We start from the raw sequence: 25,469 nt of genomic DNA on the forward strand, positions 1-25,469 counted from the left end.
TCCGACCGGCGCGGGGCGGTCAGCGTCCCGTGTCGAGCGCGAAGCGCACGGTGCGCCGGTCGACGGACGCCTCGGCCAGCCGCACCCGCACGTCCGTCCCCAGCGGCAGCGCGTCCCCCTCGACGCGCCCCCGCGCCGGCGGCTCGCGCAGCTGCACGACGCCCGACGTCCCGTCGTCGCGCACGTCGACCACCACCCCGCCGAACACCTCCCCGACCCGGCCGCTGAGCAGCGCCGCCTCGACGAGGTCGACGCAGCCCCGGTCGTACGCCGCGGCACGCCGGTCGCCGCCCGCCATCACGTCCGGCAGCGACGGCAGCGCCTCGCGCACCCACGACGGCACGTCGGTCCCCGCGCACAGCGCGACGCACGTCTCCCCCACGAACCGGTCGACCAGCCGGCGCAGCGGCGCGGTCGCGTGGGCGTACGGCGCGGCGATCGCGGCGTGCTGCGGCTGCTCGGGGGCCTCGCCGTCGAACGCCACGTACGCCGCGCCGCGCAGCAGGGTGGTCGCCTCGGTGAGCAGCGCCGCCTGCGCCGGCACCGAGGCGTCGAGCCCGCGCACCACCTCGGCGTGCCCGGCGCCGTCGGGCCACGGCACCCCGAGCGCGTGCGCCGTCCGGCGCAGCCGCTCGACGTCCCGGGGGTCGGCCGGCGGGAGGGTGCGCAGGACGCCCACGCCGCCGTCGAGCATGAGGCGGGCGGCCGCCATGCCGGTGAGGAGCGACACCTGGGCGTTCCAGTCCTCGACCGGCAGGGTCGCCCGGCTGGTCAGCGTCCACCGGTCCGCCCCGTCGACCTCGACCTCCTGGTCCGGCGTCGGCAGCGTGAGCCCGCCGCGTGCGACCTCGGCGGCGACGCGCAGCCGCCCGACCTCCCGGAGCAGCTCCGGCGTGCCGTCCGCCGTGCCGGCGTCGAGAGCGCGCTGCACGCCAACGTAGTCGAGCTGCGCCCTGCTGCGGACGACCGCCCGGTGCACCCGGACGCGCGTGGGCTCGGCGTCGGCGTCCAGGTCGAGGTCCCACAGCAGCGCGGGGGCGTCCTGGTCCGGCAGGAGGCTCGCCGCTCCCTCGGAGAGCCGCGGCGGGTGCAGGGGCACGCGACCGTCGGGGCCGTAGAGCGTGACCACGCGGCGCCGGGCCTCCGCGTCCACCGCGCCGCCCGGCCGCACCCACGCGGCGACGTCCGCGATGGCGTAGCGCAGGCGGTACCCGGAGCCGCGCCGCTCGAGGTGCAGCGCCTGGTCGAGGTCGCGCGAGCCGGCCGGGTCGATCGTCACGAACGGCACGTCCCGCGCGTCCTCCCGCTCGGGACCGCGGTCCGACGGCCCGGCGGCCAGCACCTCGTCCACCTCGGCGAGCACGGCGGCGGCGAACTCCCCCGGCACGTCGAGCTCGTCCCGCAGCGCGGCGAGCCCCGCCCGCACGGCGGCGTCGACGCGTCGCGCACGGGCGTCCCCGGCGGCGGGGCGGAGGCGGACGTGGCGCACGCGGCGAGCCTAGGCCGACCGCGCGCACCCCGCCCGGGGCCGGCGCCCCGGACGCCCGCCGGCCCGCCCGGCCCCGGCCCTCAGCCGCGCTGCGAGAACGCCGCGTCGAACGCCGCGTCGGGGGCGTCGAACGCGAGCCGCCGCACGAACGCCAGCGCCTCGGGCGCGCCGAGCAGCCGGTCCATCCCGGCGTCCTCCCACTCCACGGAGATCGGCCCGTCGTACCCGATGGTGTTGAGCACCCGGAACGCGTCCTCCCACGGCACGTCGCCGTGCCCGGTGGAGATGAAGTCCCAGCCGCGGCGCGGGTCCGCCCACGCCAGGTGCGACCCGAGCCGGCCGTTGCGCCCGTTGGACATCCGCTTCTTCGTGTCCTTGCAGTCCACGTGGTAGATCCGGTCGCGGAAGTCCCACAGGAACGCCACCGGGTCGAGGTCCTGCCAGACCATGTGGCTGGGGTCCCAGTTGAGGCCGAACGCCTCGCGGTGCCCGATGGCCTCCAGCGTCCGGACGGTGGTCCAGTAGTCGTAGGCGATCTCCGACGGGTGCACCTCGTGCGCGAACCGCACGCCGACCTCGTCGAAGACGTCGAGGATCGGGTTCCAGCGGTCGGCGAAGTCCTGGTACCCGGCGTCGACGGCCTCCTGGGAGACGGGCGGGAACATCGCGACGTACTTCCAGATGGACGACCCGGTGAAGCCCACGACCGTCTTCACCCCGAGGCGGGCGGCCATCCGGGCGGTGTGCTGCATCTCCGTCGCGGCACGCTGCCGGACGCCCTCGGGGTCGCCGTCGCCCCACACGACGTCCGGGAGGATGTCGCGGTGGCGCTGGTCGATCGGGTCGTCGCAGACCGCCTGCCCCTTGAGGTGGTTCGAGATCGCCCAGACCTGCAGGCCGTACCGCTCGAGGACGTCGAGCCGGCTCTGCACGTAGGCGTCGTCGTCCCAGCGCCACGGGTCCAGGTGGTCGCCCCAGCAGGCGATCTCGAGGCCGTCGTAGCCCCACTCGGAGGCGAGCCGGGCGACCTCCTCGAACGGCAGGTCGGCCCACTGGCCGGTGAACAGCGTGACGGGTCGTGCCATGGTGCGCGCTCCTTCTCGGGTGGCGGGGTCGCGGTGGGTCGCGGCGAGGGCGATCCACGAGGGCAGGGGTCAGGGCAGCGGGACCCAGCGGCTGTCGTCGGCGGCGCTGCGCTCCACGGCCTCGAGCACGCGCTGCACCCCGAGCCCGTCCGCGAACGACGGACGGGGGTCGCGGCCGGCGGCGATGTCGCCGACCAGGTCGACCACCTGGTGCGTGAACGCGTGCTCGTAGCCGAGTCCGTGGCCCGCGGGCCACCAGTGCGCGATGTAGGCGTGCTGCGGCTCGGTCACCACCACGCGGCGGAACCCCGCGACGGCGGCGTCCTCGGTGGCGTCGTGGACGTGCAGGACGTTCATGTCCTCGAAGTCGAACGCGAGGGACCCGCGCTCGCCGTTGACCTCCAGCCGGAGGGCGTTCTTGCGCCCGGTCGCGAACCGGGTGGCCTCGAAGACGCCGAGCCCGCCGCCGGAGAGCCGGGCCAGGAACACCGCGGCGTCGTCGACGGTCACCGGCCCCCGCTCGGTGCCCGCCGTGCCGTGCAGACCGGAGAAGTCCGCGGCGACCGGGCGCTCCCGCACGAACGTCTCGAGCAGGGCGGAGACGCCCGTCAGCCGCTCACCGGTCACGTACTGGGCGAGGTCCACCGCGTGCGACGCGATGTCGCCGAGCGCGCCCGAGCCCGCGGCCTGCTTGTCGAGCCGCCACGACAGCGGCGCCTCGGGGTCGGTCAGCCAGTCCTGCAGGTACTGCACCCGCACGTGGCGGACCGTGCCGATGCGACCCTGCTCGACGAGGGTGCGGGCGAGCTGCACCGCCGGCACGCGCCGGTAGGTGTAGCCGACCATCGAGCGCACTCCCCGCGCGGCGGCGGCCTCCGCGGCGGCGACCATGAGCTCGGCCTCCGCGACGGTGTTCGCGAGCGGCTTCTCGCACAGCACGTGCTTGCCGGCCTCCAGCGCCGCGACCGCGATCTCGGCGTGCGTGCTGCCGGGGGTGCAGATGTCGACCAGGTCGACGTCGTCCCGGGCGACCAGCTCCTGCCACGAGGTCACGGACTCCTCCCAGCCGAGCCGGTCCGCGGCCGCCTTGACCGCGCCCGCGTCGCGGCCTCCGAGCACCCGCATCACCGGCGTCCGCGGCAGGTCGAAGAACCGGGGCGCGGTCCGCCACGCCTGCGAGTGCGCCGCGCCCATGAACGCGTACCCGACCATCCCGACGCGCAGCGGCGCCGTCGTCGTCCCGTCCGTCACGAGACCCTCCTCTGCTGGGGGCGACGGGGCCGGCCGGCACGCGCCCGGCCCCGTCGCCCGCCGGTCAGGACTCGAACGCCGAGTCGATGTACTGGTCGACGTTGTCCGCGGTCACCACGGGTGCGTAGAGCTGCACCGTGCGCGGCACTCCGGAGGACGCGAGGTCGCTCAGCGACTTCTCGTGCGCGACGAGCCGGGCCAGGCGGATGCCGTCCGCCGCCTGGGTGGACGGGTAGATGACGGTCGCCTGCAGGACGGAGTCGCCGGACTGGATCTCCCGCATGACGTTCGCGGAGCCCGCGCCGCCGACCATGAAGAACTCGTCGCGGCCGGCGTTCTCGATGGCGGCCAGGACGCCGACCCCCTGGTCGTCGTCGTGGTTCCAGATGGCGTCGATCTCCGGCGCCGCCTGCAGCAGGTTCGCCGCCGCCTGCTCCCCGCCCTGGACGGTGAAGTCCGCGGCGACGCGGTTGCTGACCTCGAGGCCGCAGCCGTCGAGCGCGTCCGCGAAGCCCTGGCTGCGGTCCTGGGTCAGGGGCAGCGAGTCGATGCCGGCGATCTCGGCCACCACGGCGCCCGGGTCGTCGCCGAGCTGCTCGCAGATGTACGTGCCGGCGGAGACGCCCATGCCGTAGTTGTCGCCCAGCACGGTGGCGCGGGAGGCGAACGGGCTGGAGAACTCGCGGTCGACGTTGATGACCGGGATGCCGGCATCCATCGCCTTGGTCGCGACGTCGGTGAGCGCGGCCCCGTCGAACGGCAGCAGCACGATCGCGTCGACGCCGTCGTTGATGAACTGCTCGATCTGGCTGATCTGGAGGTTGACGTCGTTGGTGCCCTCGGCGACGCGGAGCTCGACGTCGGAGTACTTCTCGGCCTCCTCCTGGGCGGCGGTGGTGATGGCGCCCATCCAGCCGTGGTCGGCCGCCGGGGCGGAGAAGCCGATGACGACCTCCTCGCCGGCCTCGTCGTTGTCGGACACGGCCTGCTGGGAGGTGGTGCCGCCGTCGGCGTCGCCGTCGTCCTCCTCGGCCGGGGTGTTGGAGGTGCAGGCGGTCAGGAGGGCGACGGACAGCACGGCGACGGACGCCAGCGTGCGGCGGCGGCGCAGGGTCGGGCGAGCGGACATGGGATCTCCTTCGACGATGTCCAGCGGGCGGGTGGGTGTCGTGCGGTGGGCCTCCGAGCGGGCGCGACGCGGTGCGCCGGGCCGCCGGCGGCTAGGTCGTGCGGGGTGCGGAGCGCGTCGTGAAGCGCTGCTGCAGCAGGACGGCGGCGATGATGATCGCGCCCTTGGCGACGGCCTGGACCGAGGAGTCCAGGTTGTTCTGGACGAAGATGTTCGTGAGCGTCGCGAAGATCAGGACGCCCAGGACGGTGCCGACGATGGTGCCGCGGCCGCCGGCGAGCAGCGTGCCGCCGACGACCACCGCGGCGATCGCGTCCAGCTCGTAGAGCTGGCCGTTGGTGGAGGACCCCGCGCCGGTGCGGGCCAGCATCATGACCCCCGCGATCCCGGCGGCGAGGCCGGACAGCGCGTACAGCAGCATCGTGTGCCGCCGGACCGCGATGCCGGCGAGCCGGGCGGCCTCCGGGTTGCCGCCGACGGCGACCGTGCGGCGGCCGAACGTCGTGCGGTTCAGCAGGAACCAGCCCGCGACCGCGACGGCGGCGAAGATCCAGACGATCTTCGGCACGCCGAGCAGGTCGCCCTTGAACGTGGACGAGAACGACGACACGGTCACGAGCTGGGTGCGACGCTGCGCGATGAGCTCGGCGAGCCCCCGGGCGGCGACGAGCATGGCGAGCGTCGCGATGAACGCGACCACCCTCCCGTAGGCGACGAGCACGCCGTTCACGAGGCCGGCCGCCACGCCGACGAGCAGCGCGCAGCCGACCATGACGATCCAGCCGTACTGCTCGGCCATGGTCTGGGTCGCGAGCGTGGTCGCCCACACCGACGCGAGGCCGAGCACCGACCCGACCGACAGGTCGATGCCGCCGGCCGTGATGACGAACGTCATGCCGATGCTGATCACCCCGATGATCGAGGCGGTCGACAGGACGACGAGGAGGTTGTCGACGCTGGCGAACCTGCTGCCGGCGGTGACGTAGCCGACCACGCCGATCGCGGCGAGCGCGATGACGAGGCCGAGGGTGCGGGCGGCGCCGCCGGAGGCCGGGCCGCGCCGGGTCCGGCCGGGCGACGGGGCCGCGCGCTCGACCCGGACCGACTCGTCCGCCGTCGGCGTCGAGACCTGGTGCTCGCTCACGCGGCACTCCCTTCCATGACGAGGTCGAGCACGGCGTGCTCGTCGATGGCGGCGGCGGGGCCCTCGTGGACGACCCGCCCCTCGGAGACGACGAGCACCCGGTCCGCCAGGCCGAGCACCTCCGGGATCTCGCTGGACACGACGACGACGGCCGCGCCCTCGTCGGCGAGCCGGCGCACGAGGCCGTAGATCTCGGCGCGCGCGCCGACGTCCACCCCGCGGGTCGGCTCGTCGAGCAGCAGCACGCGGCAGCCGTGGACCAGCCAGCGCGCGAGCATCGCCTTCTGCTGGTTGCCGCCGGACAGGGTGCGCATGGCCCGGTCGACGCCGGCGGGACGCAGGTCGAGCGCCTCGGCCTGCTCCCGGGCCGCCGCCCGCTCGGCGCGCTCGTCGAGCAGGCCGCCGCGCGCGAACCGCCCGAAGGTCGAGAGCGTGATGTTCCGGTAGACGGGCTCGTCCAGCAGCAGGCCCTGGGCCTTGCGCTCCTCGGGGGCCAGCCCGACGCCGGCGGCCACCGCGGCCGGGACCGCCCCGGGGCGCAGCCGGCGGCCGGCGACCTCGACGCTCCCGGCCGTCGCCCGGCGCGCCCCGTAGACGGTCTCCAGGATCTCCGACCGGCCCGACCCCACCAGGCCCGCGAGCCCGAGGATCTCCCCGGCGCGGACCTGGAAGGTCACGTCCTCGAACGCCCCCCGCAGCGCGAGCCCCTGCACGTCGAGCACCACGGGTGCGTCGGGCGCGACCCCGGGCGCGGGCGGGAACGCGTACTCGACCGCCCGGCCGGTCATGAGCCGGATGAGGTCCCGGGTGGGCGTCTCGCGCGCCGGCAGGTCGCGGGCGACCGTCCGGCCGTCCTTGAGCACCGTGATCCGGTCGCCGATCGCGCGGATCTCCTCCATGCGGTGCGAGATGTAGACGATGGCCACGCCGGACGCCGTGAGCTCGCGCACCACCCGGAACAGGTTCTGCACCTCGTCGGAGTCGAGCACCGCGGACGGCTCGTCCATCACGATGACCCGGGCGTCGTGCGAGAGGGCCCGCGCCATGGAGACGACCTGCTGGGCGGCGGCGGGCAGCGAGCCGACCTCCTGCCCGGGCGAGATCTCCGGGTGGCCGAGCCGGGCGAGCAGCTCGCGGGTGCGGCGGCGGGCGTCGCGCAGCCGGGAGACGCCGGCGGTCGCGAGCTCGTGGCCGAGGTACACGTTCTCGGCGACGGTGAGGCCGCCGACCACGTCGAGCTCCTGGTACATCGTCGCGATGCCGAGCCGCAGGGCGGCCACGGGGTGCGGGATCGTGACGACCTGCCCGTCGACGAGGACCTCGCCCTCGGTGGGCTGGTGGGCGCCGGCCAGCACCTTGATGAGCGTCGACTTGCCGGCACCGTTCTGCCCGAGCAGGCAGTGCACCTCCCCCGGCAGCACGTCGAGGTCGACGCCGTCCAGGGCCCGGGCTCCGGGGAACTGCTTGACGATGCCGCGCATCCGCAGCAGCGGCTGCGGGTCCTCCCGCGGAGGGTCCTCGTTGACCATGGGGCGAACGTAGGCCCACTTTTGTCGCCCGTCAATCATAAGTGCGACGCCTATCGTCGGAGTTACCGAACCGTGACGCGCAGAAGTGGGCCGAGTTCGTGGTTCACTAAGCGCCATGCAGGACGTCGTGAGGCTCCCCCAGCGGCACACGGGCGCGGGCGATCTGTTCCAGCTGCTCCGCGACGGGGCGCCGCGCACCCGCGCCGACCTCGCCGCCGCGACCGGCCAGGCGCGCTCCACCGTCACGACCCGGGTCGACCAGCTGCTGGCCGCCGGGCTCATCGCGCCGGCCGGGGAGGCGTCGTCCACCGGCGGGCGGCCGCCGACCACCTTCGCGTTCCGGCCGAGCGCCCGGGTGGTGCTCGCCGTCGACCTCGGTGCCACCCACGCCCGCATGGCCGTCACCGACCTGGCCTCCACCGTGCTGGCCGAGGCGGAGGCGCCGCTGCCCATCGCCGACGGCCCGGACGTCGTGCTCGGCTGGGTCGTGGAGCACGGGCGCACGCTGCTCGCGCAGGCCGGCCGGGAGCCCGACGACCTCGTGTCCGTCGGCGTGGGGCTGCCCGGGCCCGTCGAGCACTCCACCGGCCGGCCCATCAACCCGCCGATCATGCCCGCCTGGGACGACGTCGACGTGCCCGGCATCCTCGCGGCGCAGCTCGGGGCGCAGGTGCTGGTCGACAACGACGTGAACCTCATGGCCCTCGGCGAGCACCGCTCCGCGTGGCCGGACGTCGACGACATGCTGTTCGTCAAGGTCGCCACCGGCATCGGCTCCGGGATCATCTCCGACGGCCGGCTGCGCCGCGGCGCGCAGGGGGCCGCGGGCGACATCGGCCACATCGCGGTGCCCGGTGCGGCGGACGTGCCGTGCCGGTGCGGCAACCTCGGCTGCCTCGAGGCGGTCGCCAGCGGGCGGGCGCTCGCCGAGCAGCTCGCCGCGGCCGGGCTGCCCGCGCGCGACGGCGCCGACGTCGTCGCCCTGGTCCGGGCCGGTGACCTCGCCGCGGGACGCGCCGTGCGGCAGGCCGGCCGCGAGATCGGCTCGGTGCTCGCGGCGTGCGTCAGCCTGCTGAACCCGTCGCTGGTGGTCATCGGCGGCGTCGTGGCGGAGGCGGGCGAGCACCTCATCGCCGGCATCCGCGAGGTCGTCTACCAGCGCTCCCTGCCGCTCGCGACGCAGCACCTGCGCATCGTCACGTCGCAGGCGCGGTCGCAGGTCGGCATCCTCGGCGCCTCCGCGATGGCGGTCGACCACGTGCTCGCGCCCGAGGCGGTCGACGCGCTGGTCGAGTCGCGCATCGCCTGACGCGGGAGCTGCCGGCCCGGCGCTCCGGGCGGATCAGGCGACGGCCGCCCCCGCCACGGCGGCCAGCGCCGACCGCAGCCCCGCCGCCCGCTCGGCGAAGCCGCGCTGCCGCCGGACGTACTCCGCCTTGCCCTCGGGCGTCTCGATCGCCACGGGCTCCAGCCCGTACGCCGTGACGTCGTACGGGGACGCCTGCATGTCCGTCCGGCGGATCTCCGCGGCGAGCTCGAACGCGTCGAGCAGCAGGGCGCCCGGCACCAGCGGGCCGAGCTTCAGGGCCCACTTGTACAGGTCCATGTTCGCGTGCAGGCACCCGGGCTGCTCGTCGCGCACCTGGGACTCGCGGGTCGGCTGCGTGGCGTTGCGGGGGCGCGCCGCGGGCGTGAAGAACCGGAACGCGTCGAGGTGGGTGCACCGGATGCGGTGCGACTCGACGACCGCGTCCGTCCCGGCGGACCCGAGGCGCAGCGGGAGAGCGTGCCGCCGGCCGGCACCGTCCTGCCGGTAGACCATCGCCCACTCGTGCAGCCCGAAGCAGCCCGTCGCGGCGGGGCGGGCCGCCGTCGCGGACAGCAGCGCGTGCACGTACCGGACCGTGTCGCCGCGGTCGGCGAGGAACGCGTCGAGGTCGAGCGTCACGACGCCGTCGCCGTCCGCGCGGTACCAGCGCCAGCCGGCGTGCGGCGCGGGGCCGTCGGCACCGGGGGCCAGTCCGGCACCGGCTCCGGGGTGCCAGCGACGGAGCTGCGCGGGCTTCGCCGGGTAGTACTCGAACAGGAAGTCCTCGACCGCGTGCCGCTCCCCGCGCGCCCGGCGGTCGCGGTGGGCCGCCGTGAGCGCGTCGGCGCGTGCCGCGTGGGCGTCCGCGGCCGCCCGCCAGGCGGCGGCGTCCACGACCTGCGGCGCGGTCGGCGGCGCGGGGTCGGGCAGGGCGGTGGCGGTCACGACGTCCAGGGTAGGAGGCCCCGCGACCGCAGGCGCCGCCCGGCCGCGCGGCCGGGGACGGCCGGCACCGTCAGCACCGCGAGGCAGGCCACGACCAGGGCGACCCCGGCCCAGCCGGCGGCGGGCAGCCGCTCACCGACCACGAGCACCGCGAGCACCGCCGCGACGGCGGGCTCGAGCAGGGTGAGCGTGGTCGCCGTGCTGGCCGCGACGTGCGCGAGCCCCCAGCCGAACAGCACGTACCCGGTGAGCATCGGCACGAGAGCCATGTAGACGCCGACCGCGGCGTTCGGCCACGACGCCACCAGCGGCGCCCCGGTCAGCGCCAGCACCGGAAGCAGCAGGGTCCCGCCCACGCCGAACACGGCACCCATCGACGCCCGCGACGGTACCCCGGCGCGCATCAGCCGGTGCGCGACCCAGGAGTAGAGGGCGTACGTCGCGCCGGCGACCAGGCCGAGCCCCACGCCGGCGGCCGACGCCCCCGCGCCCGGGGCCCCGGGCGACGCATCGGCGGTCCCCACGGCCTCCGCGGCGCAGAGCAGCACCACGCCCGTGAGGCCCACCCCCGCCGCCAGCACCCAGCGCCGGGTCAGCCGTCGCCGGTCCACCACCCGCTCGACGAGCGCCGACGCCAGCGGGGCCGACCCGAGCGACACCACCGTGCCGACGGCGACCCCGGCCAGGCGCATCGACGAGTAGAACGCGAGCGGGTACACGGCCACCGCCAGCCCGCCGAGCAGCACGAGCCGGTGCCGCGCGCGCAGCGCCCCGGCGTGCACGCGCAGCAGCCGGCCGGCCAGCGCGGCCTGCAGCAGCCCGCCGACGCCCATCGCCGCGGCGCCGATCGCCAGCGGGCCGACCTGCGGCGCGAACGTCGCGGCCGTCCCGGTCGTGCCCCACAGCACGGAGGCCGCCAACACGGCGAGGGACCCGAGCCCCGTGCGCGCGGCGACCGCCCCCGTCACAGACCCGCCAGCAGGTCCGACGCCAGGGCGCGCGCCCGGCCCAGCCGGTGGTCGTCGCCCTCGAGGCCCGCGCGGGCCATCGACCCCTCGAGCAGGAACGCGAGGTGCTCCGCGAGGTCCGCGACGCGCCCCGGGTCGTCCGGGAGCAGCGCGGCGAGGTGGGAGGCGACGATGCCCTCGACCTCCTCCTTGTGCGCGCGCACCGCCGCCCGCCCGGGGTCGCCGACGGGCAGCTCGGCGGCGGCGTTGAGCAGGCCGCAGCCGCGGAACCCGTGGACGTAGCCCGCGTGCGCGTGGTCGGCGTAGGCGTCGAAGACCGCGAGCACGCCGGCGCGCGGGTCGTCGCCGGCCCGCGCGAGCCGGGCGCGGTACAGGGCGAGCCACTCGGCGTGCCGGGCGACGAGGTACGCCTCGACGAGCTCGGCCTTGGAGGCGAAGTTGTTGTAGAGGCTCATCTTGGCGACGCCCGCGTCGGCCGTGATCGCGTCGATGCCGGTGGCGGCGATGCCGTCGGCGTAGAACCGGCGCGCGGCCGCCGCCAGCAGCCGGTCCCGTGCCGGGCGTCGCCGGACGCCGACCGTCGGGCCTGCCGCGTGCCCGGTCCCCGTCATCGCCCCGCCTCCGTCCGTCGCGCCGTCAGTAGGTAGATCGGTCTACCCACCGCCGCATCGTCACACGGCGTCGGCGTACGTGTCCACCACCGAGACGTCGAGTGCGAACTCCACCGGCGTCGGCCCGAACAGCAGCCGGCCCGCCTCCACCGCGGCCTCCCGGACGATCACGGCGACCTGCTCCGCCACGTCGACGGGCGCGTGCACCATCACCTCGTCGTGCAGGAAGAACACCAGGTGCGGCCGGCCGGGCAGCTCGCGCAGCCGGCGCCGCAGCTCCGCCATCCAGCACAGCGCCCACTCCGCCGCCGTCCCCTGCACGACGAAGTTCCGCGTGAAGCGGCCCCAGTCGCGCGCACGCCGGCGGACCTCGCGGACGTCCTCCGGCGCCGCACCCTCCGCCGAGGCCGCCTGCCGCGCCGCCAGCCACGCGGCCGGCGGGCGCGGCGAGGACCTGCCGAGCCACGTCGTCACCTGCTCGCCGCGCTCCCCCGCCCGCGCGGCCTCCTCGACCAGCGCGACGGCCCGCGGGTAGGCGCGCGCGAGCTGCGGCATGAGCACCGCGCTCGCGCCGGTGGTCGCGCCGTAGATGGCCCCGAGCATCGCGTACTTGGCCTGCTGCCGGTCCGCGACCGTGCCCGCCTCCACCACGCCCGCGTACAGGTCCGCGTGCCGGCCGGCGGCCGCCATCGCCTCGTCGCCCGACATCGCCGCCAGCACCCGCGGCTCGAGCTGCGCGGCGTCGGCCACGACCAGCCGCCAGCCCGGGTCGGAGCGCACGGCAGCCCGGATGCCCGCCGGCAGCTGGAGCGCGCCGCCGCCGCTGCTCGCCCACCGCCCGGTCACCACGCCGGCGGGCACGTAGTCGGGGCGGAACCGGCCGTCGCGCGCCCAGCGGTCCATCCACGCCCAGCCGTTCGCGGACAGCAGCCGGGCGAGCTTCTTGTACTCCAGCAGCGGCTCGCGCACGGGGTGGTCCTGCGCGCGGATCTCGGAGGTCCGCGTCGACTCGACGTCCAGCCCGGCCGCGCGCAGCGCCCGCAGCAGCTCGGGCTGGGAGTCCGGGTTGAGACCGGGACGGTCCAGCGCCGCGGCGACCTGCCCGGCGAGCTCCGCCAGCCGCGCCGGGCGCTCGCCGTCGCGCGGCCGGGGACCGAGCAGCTGCGTCAGCAGGGCATCGTGCACGTCCGCGCGGAACGGGAGCCCGTCGTGCCGCATCTCCGCCGCGATGAGCGCCCCCGCCGACTCGGCCGCGAGCAGCAGCCGCAGCCGGCCGTCGTCCCCGCACTCCTGCAGCGCGCGGAGCTGCCGGCCGAGCTCGCCCGGCACGTCCGGCGCGTCGGCGGGCTCCGGTCCGGGCAGGTCGTCGAACAGGCTGGGCTCCGCGGCGTCCTGCTGCTCGGCCGCGGGCGCGGCGCGGTCCCACGGGCCGTCCGGCTCCGCGGCGAACGCCGTCCCCGCGCAGCGGGTGCTGCGGCGCAGGACGACGTGGCACAGGCGCAGGTCGTGCGCCCGCTCCACGCGCACCCCGGCGGCGAGCAGCGCCGGGTACCAGTGCTCCGTGTCGTCCCACACCCACCGCGGGCGGGTCCGCTCCCGGTCCGCCACCGCGGCCGGCAGGTCCGGTCCGGCGACCCGCTCCGGGGGGCCCGCCTCCCCCGCGACCGCCTCGGCGGCGCCGGCGACCTCCCGCAGCACGGCGCCACCGGGCCGGTCGGGGTCGGCGGCGACGAGGACGAACGGCACGCCGTCCATTCTCGCTGCACGGTCCGACACCCGGGCCGTGCACGTCCTACGCTGGCACGATGACCGAGCAGGCGAGCGGCCCCGCGGGGCTCCCCGAGCAGGAGACGATCCTCCTGGCGGCCTTCGAGGGCTGGAACGACGCGGGCTCCGCTGCGAGCCAGGCGCTCGAGCACCTGCACGAGGTGTGGGGCGCGGAGCAGGTCGACGAGCTGGACCCGGAGGAGTACCACGACTTCCAGGTCAACCGCCCCGTGATCGCCGCGGGCGCGGACGGCCGCCGCGAGATCACCTGGCCGAGCACCGCGGTCGCCGTCGCCACGGCCCCGCGGTCCCGGCGCCAGATCGTGCTCGTCCACGGCATCGAGCCCTCGATGCGGTGGCGGCGCTACTGCGGCGAGCTGCTGGACATCGCCCAGGGGCTGCGCGCGACCACCGTCGTCACGCTGGGCGCGCTGCTGGCGGACGTCCCGCACACCCGTCCCATCCCGGTGACCGCCACCAGCGAGGAGCCGGGGGTCCGGGACGCGCTCGGCCTCGAGGCGAACTCGTACGAGGGGCCGACGGGCATCGTCGGCGTCCTGCAGCACGAGGCCGCCGCGCGCGGGCTGCGCACCGTGTCGCTGTGGGCGGCCGTGCCGCACTACGTCGCGCACCCGCCGTCGCCCAAGGCCACGCTCGCGCTGCTGCACCGCATCGAGGCCCTCACCGGCGAGGCGGTGCCGCTGGGCGACCTCCCGGAGGACGCCGCCGCGTGGCAGGCGGGCGTCGACGAGCTCGCGGACGAGGACACGGAGATCGCCGAGTACGTCCGCCAGCTCGAGGAGGCCAAGGACACCGCGGAGCTCCCCGAGGCGAGCGGCGAGGCGATCGCCCAGGAGTTCGAGCGCTACCTGCGGCGCCGCGACAAGGGCATCGGCGGCTGAGCCCGACCGCCCGCGGCGCCGCCGGGGCTAGAGCCGCACGCCCAGCAGCGCGTTGACGGCGCGGGCGACCACGCCCGGCGCCCCCTGCTCGTCCTCGGCGCCCGCGAGCGAGGCGTCCGCCCACGCGTCGACGGCCCGCAGCGCCCGCGGCGCGTCCAGGTCGTCCGCCACCGCGGCACGCACCTCGGCGAGGGTGGCGTCGGCGGACGGGCCGCCGTTGCCCGACACCGCGGCGCGCCACCGCTCCAGGCGCGCCTGCGCGGAGACCAGCACGTCGTCGGTCCACTCCCAGTCGGCGGCGTAGTGGTGGTCGAGGATCGCCAGCCGCACCGCCATCGCGTCCACACCCCGGGCGCGCAGCTCGGAGACCAGCACGAGGTTGCCCAGCGACTTGCTCATCTTCTCGCCGTGCAGGCCCACCATCCCGGTGTGCACGTGCGTCCGCGCGCCGTGGCCGGCGTCGACCAGCCGGGCGTGGGACGTGCTCATCTCGTGGTGCGGGAACCGCAGGTCGGACCCGCCGCCCTGCACGTCGAACGGCAGGCCCAGCCCGTCGCGCGCGATCACCGCGCACTCGATGTGCCAGCCCGGGCGCCCGCGTCCCAGGTCGCCGCCGTCCCAGCAGGGCTCGCCCGGGCGCGCCGCCCGCCACAGCAGCGGGTCGAGGGGGTCGCGCTTGCCCGGACGGTCGGGGTCGCCTCCCCGCTCGCCGAACAGCGTGAGCATCGTGGCCCGGTCCAGCCGTGCGACCTGGCCGAACGCCGGGTCGGCCGACAGGTCGGCGTACACGTCGCCCGCCCCCTCGCCGTGGGCGTCCGGGACCCCGACGACGTACGCCGCGCCCGACGCCACCAGCGCGTCCACGGCCGCCACCACGTCCGGCACGGCCTCGACGGCGCCCGTGTACACGTCCGGGGGCACGACGCCCAGCGCGGTCATGTCCTCCAGGTACAGCGCGGTCTGGTCCGCCGCGAGCTCCCGCCAGTCGACCCCCGTCGCCTCGGCGCGTTCCAGCAGCGGGTCGTCCACGTCCGTCACGTTCGACGCGTAGCGCACGCGCTTGCCCTCGTCGAGCCACCCCCGCACCAGCAGGTCGAACGCCACGTACGTGGCCGCGTGCCCCAGGTGGGTCGCGTCGTAGGGCGTGATGCCGCACACGTACAGCGTCGCGTCGGCACCGGGCGCCGCGACGACGAGCTCGCCGCTGGAGGTGTCGCGCACGCGCACGGGCCCTCCCTGGCCGGGGAGCTGCGGGATCTGCGGGGCGGGCCAGGTGAGCACGGCGTCGAGCGTAGTCGGCGCCCCGCGGTGCTGCCGCCCGCGTCCGGGGCCGCGCGGCCGGGTGACCGCGGCCCCCGGGGCGGCGCGTCGCCGGGCGCGCGCGGGCCGACGCCGGGACAATCCGCCGCATGGAGCATGCGTGGGTCCACGGCGACGACGGCTGGACGGCGACACCGCCGGACGGGCTGCTGGCGCTGCTGGCGGCCGCCGACCCGCCGGCCGCCTGGGTGCACGTGGACTCGGTGGGCGGTCTCGCGGACGCCGCGCGGCAGGCGGGCGTCCCGGACTCGGTGATCCGGCGGTCGGTGGACGGCGGCGGCCCGCGGGACCCGCACCACCCGCAGCTGCGGCGGCTGCCCGGCGGTGGCCGGTTCCTCGTGAGCCCGACGCTCACGTACGACGCCCGGACCCGTGACGTGCGGACGGGCACCTGGGCGGCCCTGGTGGTCGACGACGTGACGATCACCGCGGAGGAGGGCCCCGGCGGCCTGCTCTCCGACGTGCTCGAGCACCTCGCCGACCCGGACCGGCTGCCGCAGGACGTCCCCAGCCACGTGTTCGCGGCGGTGCTGATGTCGCTCGTGCGCCGCGCCGGCGACGTCGAGTCGGGCGTGGGCGAGGCCGTGGCGGACGTCGAGCAGATCGTCTTCACGCCCGCCGCGGTCGACCCGGCCGAGGTGGTGTACGACCTCAAGCGCGAGATCGCCGAGGCACGCCGCGCCCTGGTCCCGCTGCTCGCGGCGTTCCCCGAGCTGGTCGCCGAGCAGGAGGACAGCCGCCGCGAGACCCGCACCATGCGGTGGATGCGCCGGCTCGACACCGCGCTCGGCAAGGTCGACCGGCACCTGGACAGCCACGACCGGCTGCTCGGCGACATGCTGAACGTGCACCTGTCGCAGGTCTCCGTCCGGCAGAACGAGGACATGCGCAAGATCTCCGCCTGGGCCGCGATCATCGCCGTCCCGACGCTGATCGCCGGCATCTACGGCATGAACTTCGACCACATGCCGGAGCTGCACTGGCTCGCCGGCTACCCGCTCTCGGTGCTGCTCATGGCCGGCGCGGCGTTCGTGCTCTACCGGCTGTTCAAGCGCTCCGGCTGGCTGTGAGCCGGCGCGCGGCTACGCTGGCACACCCTCACGCCCCCGCCGGAAGCGAGCCGACCGTGCCCCGTCCCGTCCCCTGGCTGCTGGTCGTCGCCGCGGCCCTCGTGGTCGTCGCGCTGACGCCGGCCGGGCGCGACGCGGCGGCCGTGCTGTGGGCCGGTGCCCTGGTCGCCCTGCTGGTCGCGCTCGTGCTCGAGGTGCGGGGCTGGCGCCGCGTCAGGCGCCGGCGAGCGGGTCGAGCACCCCGGTGACGAGCAGCAGCGCCACGACCACGGCCAGGCCGATCCGGTAGACCACGAACGGCCGGTAGGAGTACGTCGAGACGATCTTCAGGAACCCGATGATCACGACGTAGCCGACCACGAACGCCACGAGCGTCGCGACGATCGTCACGCCGAGCCCGGGGGTCCCGGGGGTGCCGAAGTCCCCCACGCTCGACGCGGCCTGGTACAGCCCGGAACCGAGCACCGCGGGGATCGCCAGCAGGAACGAGTACCGGGCGGCGGCCTCGCGGGTGTAGCCGAGCAGCAGGCCCGCGGTGATGGTGCCGCCGGACCGGGACACGCCCGGCACGAGGGCCATCGCCTGCGCCAGGCCGAACCACACGGCGTGCCGCGGCGTCAGCCCGGTGAGCGGCCGGCTGCGGCGCCCCCGCCGGTCCGCCCAGTCCAGCACGAGGGCGAACCCGGCCAGCGTCAGGACGATCAGCCACAGGTTGCGGAACGGCTTCTCGATCGCGTCCTGGAACAGCAGGCCGAGCACCACGATGGGCACGGAGCCCAGGGCGATGAACCAGGCCATGCGCGCGTCCGGGTCCGCCTCGCCGTCCGCCGGCGCGCCGAGCCGCGACCGCCAGTCCGACCCGAGGTCGCCGCGCACCGCCCGCCACCAGTGCGTGCAGATCCGCACGATGTCGCGGCGGAAGTACAGCAGCACCGCCGTCTCGGTGCCGATCTGCGTGATCGCCGTGAAGGCCGCGCCCGGGTCGCCGGACCCGATCAGCTCGCCGACGATCCGCAGGTGCGCCGACGACGACACGGGCAGGAACTCCGTGAGTCCCTGCACGAGCCCCAGGACGACCGCCTCGAACACGTTCATGCGACGGTCCCGTTCTCGATGCGCGCAGCCACGAGGCGCCACGATAGCGGCTGGCGCTGCGCGCCCCGTTACCCTCGGGCGCATGGAACAGCGCCAGCTCGGACGGACCGGCCTGCGGGTCTCCCACCTCGGCCTCGGGACGCTGACCTGGAGCCGGGACACCGACGCGCAGGACGCCGCCGAGCAGCTCCGTGACTTCGCGGAGGCCGGCGGCACCCTCGTCGACACCTCCGCGTCGTACGCGGACGGCGGCGCGGAGGAGCTGCTGGGGTCGCTGCTCGGTGACGTCGTCGCCCGCGAGGACGTCGTGCTGTGCACCAAGGCCGGCGTGCGCCGGACCCCGGACGGGGGCGTCGTGGACGCGTCCCGGGGCGCCCTGCTCGACACGCTGGACGCCTCGCTGCGCCGCCTGGGCACCGACCACGTGGACCTGTGGCTGGTGCAGACGCCCGACCCGCGCACGCCCCTCGCGGAGACCGTGGGCGCCCTGCGGCGCGCGGTGGACTCGGGGCGGGCCCGCTACGTCGGGCTGTCGAACCACGCCGGCTGGCAGGTCGCCCGCGCGGCGACGCTGCTCGGCGACGACCCGGGGCTCGCCGCCGTCGAGGCCGAGTACTCGCTGCTGCAGCGGGGCATCGAGCGGGAGGTGCTCCCCGCGGCGGCCGACCTGGGCGTCGGCGTGCTCGCGTGGTCGCCGCTCGGCCGCGGGGTCCTCACCGGCAAGTACCGGCGCACGGTCCCCGCCGACTCGCGCGCCGCGTCCCCCCACCTGGCCGGGTTCGTCGAGCCCTACCTCGGGTCGGTCGCCGCCGCCGTCGTCGAGGCCGTCGTCACGGCCGCCGACGGGCTCGGGCGCGCGCCGCTGGAGGTCGCGCTCGCCTGGCTGCGGGTGCGCGCGCAGGTGGCGTCCGCCGTGGTGGGGGCGCGGACGCCCGCGCAGCTGCGCGCGTCGCTCGCGGCCGAGGACGTCGAGCTGCCGCCGGAGATCCTGCGGGCGCTCGACGAGGTCAGCGCACCGGCCCTGGGATACCCCGAGCGCCGCTGAACCCGCCCGGCGTCGGGCGCGCGCCGGGCCGGACGGGACCGGCGGTCAGGAGCCGGGACGGACCGCGTCGTCCTCGTCGTCGTAGCCGTACTCCGGCAGGTCGTCGAGGTCGTCGTCCTCCTCCGCGGCGTCGTCGTCCTCGTCCTCGTCCTCGTCGTCCTCCTCCGCGAGGTAGAACGGCGTGGCCTCGCCGTGCACGGTGCCGAGCGCGTCGTCGTACGCCTCGAAGGCGTCCGCGAGCACGTCGTACGCGTCGTCCACGGCCGGGTCGTCCTCGCCCCGCCGGGTCGCCACGGCCGTGTAGTGCGCCTCGAGGGCAGCGATCAGCCGGTCCAGCGCCGCGCGCGGGTCGATAGCCATGCGATGACCGTAGCGCCGCACCAGGCACAATGGCACCCACGACGTCAGCGGAAGGCGGTGCGCATGGCACGCACGGACCAGGGCGCGAAGCGGCCCGACTCCCCCGAGGCGGCACGGCAGTACGAGTACCGCGTCCTCACGATCCCCCGCAGCACGAGCCGCAACGACGCCCGCCGGTTGCTCACCGACGAGGCGGAGTACGGCCGCTGGGAGCTCGCGCGGACGCTGCTCTACTCCGGCGGGGAGCGCAAGGTGTGGCTGCGGCGCCGGATCATCCGGGTCCGGTCGACGCTCGGGGCGTTCGGGGACTGACCCCTCCGGCGGGGCGCTGCGGGGGGCTCAGGCCTCCCGCAGCAGCCCGTCGAGCACCCGGACGCCGAACCGCAGCGAGTCGGCGGGCACGCGCTCGTCGACGCCGTGGAACAGCGCGGTGAAGTCGAGGTCCGCCGGGAGCCGCAGCGGCGCGAAGCCGTAGCCGGTGATGCCGAGGCGGGCCAGCGACTTGTTGTCGGTGCCCGCGGACAGCATGTAGGGCAGCACGACGGCCTCCGGGTCCTGCGCGCGCAGCACGTCCGTCATCGTGTCGACGAGCGCGCCCGTCGCGGGGACCTCCAGACCGATGTCGAGGTGCTCCGGCTCCACCCGCACGTGCGGGCCGGCGAGCTCGCGCACGGTGGCCAGCACGTCCTCGTGGTCGCCGGGCAGCGGGCGGACGTCGATCGTCGCGGTCGCGCGACCCGGGATGACGTTCGACTTGTAGCCGGCCTGGAGCTGCGTCGGGTTCGCGAGCGTGCGGATGGACGAGCCGACGAACCGGCGGGCCGGGCCGAGCGCCCCGATCAGGCGGTCGATCGCCAGCGGGTCGTCCACGTCCAGCGGCAGACCCGTCAGGTCGGCCACGCCCTCGAGCAGCGCCAGCACCGTCGGGGTCAGGCGGGCGTCCCACTGGTAGGCGCCGATGCGGGCCACCGCCGCCGCGAGCTCCGTCACCGCGTTGTCCGGGTTCACCGCCGAGCCGTGCCCCGCGGTGCCGTCCGCGACGAGGCGCAGCCACGCGATGCCCTTCTCGGCGGTCTGCAGCAGGTACGCGCGCCGCCCCTGCACGTCCACGGAGAACCCGCCGACCTCCGACACGGCCTCCGTCGCGCCCTCGAACAGCTCGGGGCGGTGGTCGACGGCGTAGCGGGCGCCGAACCGGCCGCCGGCCTCCTCGTCGGCGAACATCGCGACGACCACGTCCCGCGCCGGGCGCCGGCCCTCGCGGGCCATCTGGCGGACGACCGCCAGGATCATCGCGTCCATGCCCTTCATGTCGACGGCGCCGCGGCCCCACACCATGCCGTCGAACTCCTCGCCGGCGAACGGGTCGACCTTCCAGTCCTTCGCCTCCGCCGGCACGACGTCGGTGTGGCCGTGCAGCACCAGCGCCGGGCGCGAGCGGTCCTCGCCCTCCAGCCGCACCACGACGTTCGCCCGGCCGGGCGCCGACTCGAACAGCTCGGGCTCCAGGCCGACCTCGTGCAGCAGCGCCATGACGTGCTCGGCCGCCGCCCGCTCCCCCGGCCCGGAACCGTCGCCGTAGTTCGACGTGTCGATCCGGATCAGCTCCTGCGCGATCCGCACCACCTCGCCCTCGGCCGCCGAGGCGTCGTGCGGGTCCTGCGGCTGGGGGGCGGGTGCGGAGGTCATGCCGTCCACCGTACCGGCGCGCACCCCCGCCCCGGACGCCCGGTGGCCGCGCCGGACGCCCGGTGGCCGCGCGAGGTCGTCAGATCCGGCCGAGGTCGTCAGGTGGGCGTGACGACCTCGGCCGGATCTGACGACCTCGGAGTGCGTCCGCGGCGGGTGGGGCGGGTGGGGGCCGGAGCGGGTGGGTGGGTGGGGGTGGGTCAGGACGGGGTGAGGCCGCGGCGGGTGAGGAGGGGGGTGATGTCGGGGGTGCGGCCGCGGAGGTCGGCGAACGCCTGCATCGGGTCGACGCTGCCGCCGCGGGAGAGGAGCTTCGCCCGGAAGGTGTCGCCGTTCTCCCGCTTCAGGCCGCCGTTCTCCTCGAACCACGTCACCGTGTCGGCGTCCAGGACCTCGGACCAGATGTACGAGTAGTACCCGGCCGAGTACCCGCCGCCGAACACGTGGTTGAAGTACGTCGTCCGGTACCGCGGCGGCACCGGCGCGAACGCCACCCCCGCGGCCTCCAGCGCCGCCGCCTCGAACGGCCCGACCTGCTCGACGTCCGTCGGCACGTCCTGCGGCGACAGCCGGTACCACGCCTGGTCCAGCAGGGCCGCGGCCAGGTACTCCGTCGTCGCGAAGCCCTCGCCGTCCTGCCGCGTCGCGATCAGCGTGTCGACCCACTCCTGCGGCATCGGCTCACCGATCTCGTGGTGCACCGCGTACGCCCGCAGCAGCGACGGCTCCCACGCCCACATCTCGTTGACCTGCGACGGGTACTCCACGAAGTCGCGCGGCACCTCCGTGCCCGACTGCGACGGGTACCGCACCGCCGAGAACAGCCCGTGCAGCGCGTGCCCGAACTCGTGGAACAGCGTGATGACCTCGTCCCAGGTGAGCAGCGTCGGCTGGCCGGCGGGCGGCTTCGGGATGTTGAGGTTGTTCACCACCACCGGCGCCTCGTCGAGCAGCGTCGACTGGTCGACGAGGTTGTTCATCCAGGCCCCGCCGCGCTTGGAGTCGCGCGTCCAGTAGTCGCCGAGGAACAGCCCGAGGCCGGAGCCGTCGGCGTCCGTGACCTCGAACACCCGCACGTCCGGGTGGTAGCCGGTGAGGTCGGGGCGCTCGGTGAACGACAGGCCGTACAGCTCGCGCGCCGCCCGGAACACGCCCTCGTGCAGCACGCGGTCGAGCTCCAGGTACGGGCGCAGCCGGGACTCGTCGAGCGAGCGGCGCTCCTGGCGGACCTGCTCGGCGTAGTACGCCCAGTCCCAGGCCTCCAGGGTCGCGCCGGGCACGTCACGCCGGAGGGCCTCGGTCAGGTCGGCCGCCTCGGCGCGGGCATTGGCCACGGCGGCCGGCGCCAGGCGCGCGAGCATCTCCGCGACGGCCTCGGGGGTCTTCGCCGTGGCGTCCTCCGCGACGTACGCGGCGTGATGCGGGTAGCCCAGGAGCTGCGCCCGCTCGGCCCGCAGCCGGGCGAGCGCCAGCAGGGTGGCGCGGGTGTCGTGCTCACCGCCCCGCCCGCCGCGGGACACCGACGCGGTGTGGAGCCGCTCGCGCAGGCCGCGGTGGCGCAGCTGGGCGAGCGCGGGCTGCTGCGTCGGCAGCACCAGGTCGATCAGCCAGGCACCGTCGTGGCCCCGGCGGGCGGCGGCCTCGGCGGCGGCCGCGCGGGCGTCCTCCGGCAGGCCGTCCAGCTCGGCCTCGTCGGTCACGAGGACGGCCGAGGCGTTGGTGTCGGCGAGCAGCAGCCGCCCGAACACCGTCTCCAGGCGGGTGATCTCGGCGTTCAGCTCGCGCAGGCGGGCCTGCGCGGAGTCGTCGAGCCGGACGCCGGCGCGCACGAACGCGGTGTGCTGGCGGTGCAGCAGCCAGGCGGTGTCGGGCTCGAGCTCCAGCTCGCCGGACCCGTGGGCGGCGTGCAGCGCCTCGACCCGGGCGAACAGGCGGCGGTCCAGGTGGATCGCGTCGCTGTGCGCGGCGAGCAGCGGGGCGATCTCCTCCTCGAGCTCCTCCAGCGCGGGCGTGGAGTCCGACGACGACTGGTTGAAGAACACGGTCGCCGCGCGGTGCAGCAGCCGCCCGGACCGCTCGAGGGCGGCCAGGGTGTTCTCCACCGTCGGAGGCTCCGACGAGGACGCGATGGCCTCGACCTCGGCCCGCTGCTCCGCCATGCCGGCGAGCAGCGCCGGGCGGAAGTGCTCCACGCGGATGCGGGTGAAGTCGGGCAGGCCGTAGGGCAGGGAGGACGGGGCGGCGAACGGGTTGTCGGCGTCGAGCAGGGAGGTCATCCCCTCATCTTGGTGCGCCGACCGGCACGGCGGCGCGCCGGGCCGCCCGGCCGGGCGTGTCGGACGTCAGGCCGCGCGGGCTCCCGCCGGGCGCGGGTCGTCCCGCAGCAGGGTGCCGACCCACTCGTCGCGGCGCACCCCCCGCTGGACCCCGCCGCCGCGCAGCTCGCCCTCGACGCGGAAGCCGGCACGCTCGGCCACGCGCCGCGACGGCCGGTTGCCGACGAACGCCCGCCACGACAGGCGCACGAGGCCGAGCCGGCCGAACGCCGCCCCGACCACGAGGTCGACCGAGCGGGACATGAGGCCCTGCCCGCGCCGGTCGGGCGCGAGCCAGTACCCGATCTCGGCGGAGCCCGCGCCCTCCATGACGAGCCCCACCATGCCGACCAGCGTGCCGTCGGCGGCGTCCCGCACCGCCCAGGTGCAGGCGGTGCCCTTCGCCCAGCCGTCGTGCACGTACCCGCCGACGAAGCCCTCGGCGTCCTCGCGCCGGTACGGGCTCGGGACGGTCGTCCACTCCTGGACGTCGGGGTCCTGGCAGATCTCGGCGATGCGGTCGACGTCCTCCGGGCCGGGGGTGCGCAGCAGCACCACGCCGTCGGTCAGCTCGAACGGGTCCATCCGGCCACTCTGCCAGCGACGACGCCGGGCACGCACCGGGTTTCGGGTCGCCGCGGCGGGACGGCCGGCCCGCGCGGCGACCCCCTGGGCGCCGCGCGGGCCGCGGGGTGTCAGACGACGAGCGCCTGCCCCCGCACCGGCAGCCCGTGCGCCGCGCCGACGCCGGCGTGGTACAGCTCGCCGGCGTGCGTCGACAGGCCCCCGGCCAGCGCCGGGTCCGCCGCCAGGGCGTCCCGCCACCCGAGGTCGGCCAGCGCCGTCAGGTACGGCAGCGTGGCGTTGGTGAGCGCGCGCGTCGACGTCACGGGCACCGCACCGGGCATGTTCGCGACGCAGTAGAAGACGGCGTCGTGGACCCGGAACGTGGGCTCGTCGTGCGTCGTGGGCCGCGTCGAGGCGAAGCACCCGCCCTGGTCCACGGCGACGTCGACCAGCACGGACCCCGGCCGCATGCCGGCGACCATCTCGTCCGTGACGAGCTTCGGCGCCCGCGCCCCCGGCACGAGGACGGCGCCGACCACGAGGTCCGCGTCGGCGACCGCCTCCTGGACCGCGAGGGCCGACGACGCGAGCGTGCGCACCCGCCCGCCGAACGCCACGTCGAGCTCGCGCAGCCGCGGCACCGACAGGTCCAGCACCGTGACGTCGGCGCGCATGCCGAGCGCGACCTCCGCGGCGTGCTGGCCGGCCACGCCGCCACCGATCACCACGACCTTGGCCGGCGCGACGCCCGGCACCCCGCCGAGCAGCCGGCCGGACCCGCCGCCGCTGCGCATCAGGTGGTACGCGCCGACCTGCGGGGCGAGCCGCCCGGCGACCTCGCTCATGGGGGCCAGCAGCGGCAGCGACCCGTCGGGCAGCTGGACCGTCTCGTAGGCGATGGACGTGACACCCGAGGCGAGCAGGGCGTCGGTCTGGGGGCGGTCCGCGGCGAGGTGCAGGTAGGTGAACAGCACCAGGTCCGGACGCAGGTAGCCGTACTCCGAGGCGATCGGCTCCTTGACCTTGCAGACGAGCTCCGAGGACGCCCACAGCTCGGCGGCGGTCGGGACGATGCGGGCTCCGACGGCGACATAGTCGGCGTCGGCGATCGCCGAGCCGGAGCCGGCGCCGGCCTGCACCAGCACCTCGTGCCCGCGGGCGACGAGCTGGTGCACCCCGGCGGGGGTGATGGCGACGCGGTACTCGTGGTTCTTGATCTCGGCGGGGATACCGACCCTCATGACGACGCCTCCTGGGGCTCGTGCGGCTGCCGCAGGGCCGGTCGGACCTGCGCGGGCACCAGACTGAACTTCGTGGTGTATCGGCCGCGTAACGGCGTGTGTCGCTTCGTTACGCTGCCCCCATGGCCGAACATCCTGCAACCGCTGGTGCGACGTCGGTCACACGACCGAACGATCTTCGCCTCGACGCCGTCGACCGCCGGCTCATCCGCCTGCTGCAGCAGGACGGGCGGATGCCGAACAACGCGCTCGCCGCAGCGGCCGGGATCGCCCCCTCCACGTGCCTGGCCCGGGTGCGCGCCCTGCGGCAGGCCGGGGTGATCCGGGGGTTCCACGCGGACGTCGCCCCGGAGGCGCTCGGGCGAGGGCTGCGCGCGATGGTCGCGGTGCGGATGGCCGCCGGGTCGCGGGCCGCGCTGGAGCCGTTCGCCCGGTCGGTCGCCGCGCGGCCGGAGGTGCTCGACGTCTACTTCCTCGCCGGCGCCGACGACTTCCTGCTCCACGTCGCGGTCCGGGACTCCGACGAGCTGCGGCGGTTCGTGGTCGAGCGGCTCAGCGACCGGCCGGACGTCGCGTCCACGGAGACGTCGCTGGTGTTCGAGCACCTGCGCGGCGCGGTCGGAGCCTGACGCGGGCGC

Annotated in this window: 24 protein-coding genes; 7 read left to right on the forward strand and 17 right to left on the reverse strand. The window is 76.0% G+C overall.

The genetic code is table 11. The annotated features are described in order from the left end of the window. Positions 1-19 precede the first annotated feature (19 nt). The 6 genes from P9841_RS02210 to P9841_RS02235 all read right to left on the reverse strand — a co-directional run bounded on the left by P9841_RS02210 (position 20) and on the right by P9841_RS02235 (position 7,627). Positions 20-1,489 (reverse strand): RNB domain-containing ribonuclease, encoded by a 1,470-nt coding sequence (locus P9841_RS02210; RefSeq protein WP_283320490.1) that lies wholly within the window; start codon positions 1,487-1,489, stop codon positions 20-22. Positions 1,490-1,569: 80 nt separating this feature from the next. After that, positions 1,570-2,574, reverse strand: a complete 1,005-nt coding sequence (locus P9841_RS02215; protein WP_283320491.1) for a sugar phosphate isomerase/epimerase family protein — start codon at positions 2,572-2,574, stop codon at positions 1,570-1,572. Between the two features lie 69 nt (positions 2,575-2,643). Continuing rightward, a complete protein-coding gene (locus P9841_RS02220; RefSeq protein WP_283321829.1) occupies positions 2,644-3,786 on the reverse strand; it encodes a Gfo/Idh/MocA family protein in 1,143 nt (380 codons plus the stop codon). Positions 3,787-3,889: 103 nt separating this feature from the next. Next, complete coding sequence (locus P9841_RS02225) at positions 3,890-4,954, reverse strand: substrate-binding domain-containing protein (protein WP_283320492.1); 1,065 nt, start codon at positions 4,952-4,954, stop codon at positions 3,890-3,892. Positions 4,955-5,045: 91 nt separating this feature from the next. Further along, a complete protein-coding gene (locus tag P9841_RS02230) occupies positions 5,046-6,098 on the reverse strand; it encodes an ABC transporter permease (protein WP_283320493.1) in 1,053 nt (350 codons plus the stop codon). Beyond that, the gene (locus tag P9841_RS02235) at positions 6,095-7,627 is read right to left on the reverse strand and encodes a sugar ABC transporter ATP-binding protein (RefSeq protein WP_283320494.1); all 1,533 of its coding nucleotides are present in this window, start codon (positions 7,625-7,627) and stop codon (positions 6,095-6,097) included. The genes P9841_RS02230 and P9841_RS02235 overlap by 4 nt, the downstream gene beginning before the upstream one ends. 115 nt (positions 7,628-7,742) lie before the next feature. On the opposite strand from P9841_RS02235, the gene P9841_RS02240 reads away from it, so the two are divergent. Beyond that, positions 7,743-8,936: an ROK family transcriptional regulator gene (locus P9841_RS02240; RefSeq protein WP_283320495.1), complete on the forward strand. Its 1,194-nt coding sequence runs from the start codon at positions 7,743-7,745 to the stop codon at positions 8,934-8,936. Between the two features lie 33 nt (positions 8,937-8,969). On the opposite strand, the gene P9841_RS02245 is transcribed toward P9841_RS02240, so the two are convergent. The 4 genes from P9841_RS02245 to P9841_RS02260 are packed head-to-tail and all read right to left on the reverse strand — an operon-like array spanning position 8,970 to position 13,215. Then, positions 8,970-9,881: a 3-methyladenine DNA glycosylase gene (locus tag P9841_RS02245; RefSeq protein ID WP_502848288.1), complete on the reverse strand. Its 912-nt coding sequence runs from the start codon at positions 9,879-9,881 to the stop codon at positions 8,970-8,972. Beyond that, entirely contained in the window at positions 9,878-10,804 is a 927-nt protein-coding gene (locus P9841_RS02250; RefSeq protein ID WP_502848290.1) for a DMT family transporter, read from the reverse strand. The genes P9841_RS02245 and P9841_RS02250 overlap by 4 nt, the downstream gene beginning before the upstream one ends. Positions 10,805-10,845: 41 nt before the next feature. Beyond that, positions 10,846-11,460, reverse strand: coding sequence for a TetR/AcrR family transcriptional regulator (locus P9841_RS02255; RefSeq protein ID WP_283320497.1), 615 nt, complete (start codon positions 11,458-11,460; stop codon positions 10,846-10,848). A gap of 60 nt (positions 11,461-11,520) precedes the next feature. Next, on the reverse strand, positions 11,521-13,215 hold the full coding sequence (locus P9841_RS02260) for a bifunctional 3'-5' exonuclease/DNA polymerase (RefSeq protein WP_502848293.1): 1,695 nt from the start codon (positions 13,213-13,215) through the stop codon (positions 11,521-11,523). 50 nt (positions 13,216-13,265) lie between these two features. Here P9841_RS02260 and P9841_RS02265 point away from each other — a divergent pair, with 50 nt between their 5' ends. After that, entirely contained in the window at positions 13,266-14,129 is an 864-nt protein-coding gene (locus tag P9841_RS02265) for a PAC2 family protein (protein ID WP_283320499.1), read from the forward strand. A gap of 27 nt (positions 14,130-14,156) precedes the next feature. Here the strand turns inward: P9841_RS02265 and mshC are convergent, their stop codons facing one another. Next, positions 14,157-15,410, reverse strand: coding sequence for a cysteine--1-D-myo-inosityl 2-amino-2-deoxy-alpha-D-glucopyranoside ligase (gene mshC, locus P9841_RS02270; protein ID WP_283320500.1), 1,254 nt, complete (start codon positions 15,408-15,410; stop codon positions 14,157-14,159). Positions 15,411-15,538: 128 nt separating this feature from the next. On the opposite strand from mshC, the gene P9841_RS02275 reads away from it, so the two are divergent. Together P9841_RS02275 and P9841_RS02280 are read left to right on the forward strand one after the other, a co-directional pair. After that, positions 15,539-16,519, forward strand: coding sequence for a CorA family divalent cation transporter (locus P9841_RS02275; RefSeq protein ID WP_283320501.1), 981 nt, complete (start codon positions 15,539-15,541; stop codon positions 16,517-16,519). Between the two features lie 56 nt (positions 16,520-16,575). Continuing rightward, the gene (locus tag P9841_RS02280; protein ID WP_283320502.1) at positions 16,576-16,767 is read left to right on the forward strand and encodes a hypothetical protein; all 192 of its coding nucleotides are present in this window, start codon (positions 16,576-16,578) and stop codon (positions 16,765-16,767) included. Here P9841_RS02280 and P9841_RS02285 read toward each other — a convergent pair. Then, complete coding sequence (locus tag P9841_RS02285; RefSeq protein WP_283320503.1) at positions 16,733-17,614, reverse strand: undecaprenyl-diphosphate phosphatase; 882 nt, start codon at positions 17,612-17,614, stop codon at positions 16,733-16,735. The genes P9841_RS02280 and P9841_RS02285 overlap by 35 nt on opposite strands. Positions 17,615-17,696: 82 nt before the next feature. On the opposite strand from P9841_RS02285, the gene P9841_RS02290 reads away from it, so the two are divergent. Continuing rightward, positions 17,697-18,659 (forward strand): aldo/keto reductase, encoded by a 963-nt coding sequence (locus P9841_RS02290; protein ID WP_283320504.1) that lies wholly within the window; start codon positions 17,697-17,699, stop codon positions 18,657-18,659. Between the two features lie 45 nt (positions 18,660-18,704). Here P9841_RS02290 and P9841_RS02295 read toward each other — a convergent pair whose 3' ends face one another. Beyond that, positions 18,705-19,019 carry a primosomal protein gene (locus P9841_RS02295; protein ID WP_283320505.1) on the reverse strand — a complete coding sequence of 105 codons (315 nt, stop codon included), beginning with the start codon at positions 19,017-19,019 and terminating at the stop codon, positions 18,705-18,707. A gap of 63 nt (positions 19,020-19,082) precedes the next feature. Between P9841_RS02295 and P9841_RS02300 the strand changes: the two genes are divergently transcribed. Beyond that, positions 19,083-19,331 (forward strand): DUF5703 family protein, encoded by a 249-nt coding sequence (locus tag P9841_RS02300; protein ID WP_222172403.1) that lies wholly within the window; start codon positions 19,083-19,085, stop codon positions 19,329-19,331. A 27-nt stretch (positions 19,332-19,358) separates the two neighbouring features. Here P9841_RS02300 and P9841_RS02305 read toward each other — a convergent pair whose 3' ends face one another. The 4 genes from P9841_RS02305 to ald all read right to left on the reverse strand — a co-directional run bounded on the left by P9841_RS02305 (position 19,359) and on the right by ald (position 24,831). Further along, positions 19,359-20,708: a M20/M25/M40 family metallo-hydrolase gene (locus tag P9841_RS02305; protein WP_283320506.1), complete on the reverse strand. Its 1,350-nt coding sequence runs from the start codon at positions 20,706-20,708 to the stop codon at positions 19,359-19,361. 200 nt (positions 20,709-20,908) lie between these two features. Then, a complete protein-coding gene (locus P9841_RS02310; protein ID WP_283320507.1) occupies positions 20,909-22,984 on the reverse strand; it encodes a M3 family metallopeptidase in 2,076 nt (691 codons plus the stop codon). A gap of 66 nt (positions 22,985-23,050) precedes the next feature. Beyond that, positions 23,051-23,608, reverse strand: coding sequence for a GNAT family N-acetyltransferase (locus P9841_RS02315; RefSeq protein ID WP_283320508.1), 558 nt, complete (start codon positions 23,606-23,608; stop codon positions 23,051-23,053). 110 nt (positions 23,609-23,718) lie between these two features. Next, on the reverse strand, positions 23,719-24,831 hold the full coding sequence (gene ald / locus P9841_RS02320; RefSeq protein ID WP_283320509.1) for an alanine dehydrogenase: 1,113 nt from the start codon (positions 24,829-24,831) through the stop codon (positions 23,719-23,721). Between the two features lie 122 nt (positions 24,832-24,953). On the opposite strand from ald, the gene P9841_RS02325 reads away from it, so the two are divergent. Beyond that, complete coding sequence (locus tag P9841_RS02325; protein WP_283320510.1) at positions 24,954-25,460, forward strand: Lrp/AsnC family transcriptional regulator; 507 nt, start codon at positions 24,954-24,956, stop codon at positions 25,458-25,460. Positions 25,461-25,469 lie beyond the last annotated feature (9 nt).

The organism is Cellulomonas sp. ES6, assembly GCF_030053835.1.
Classification (GTDB): Bacteria; Actinomycetota; Actinomycetes; order Actinomycetales; family Cellulomonadaceae; genus Cellulomonas.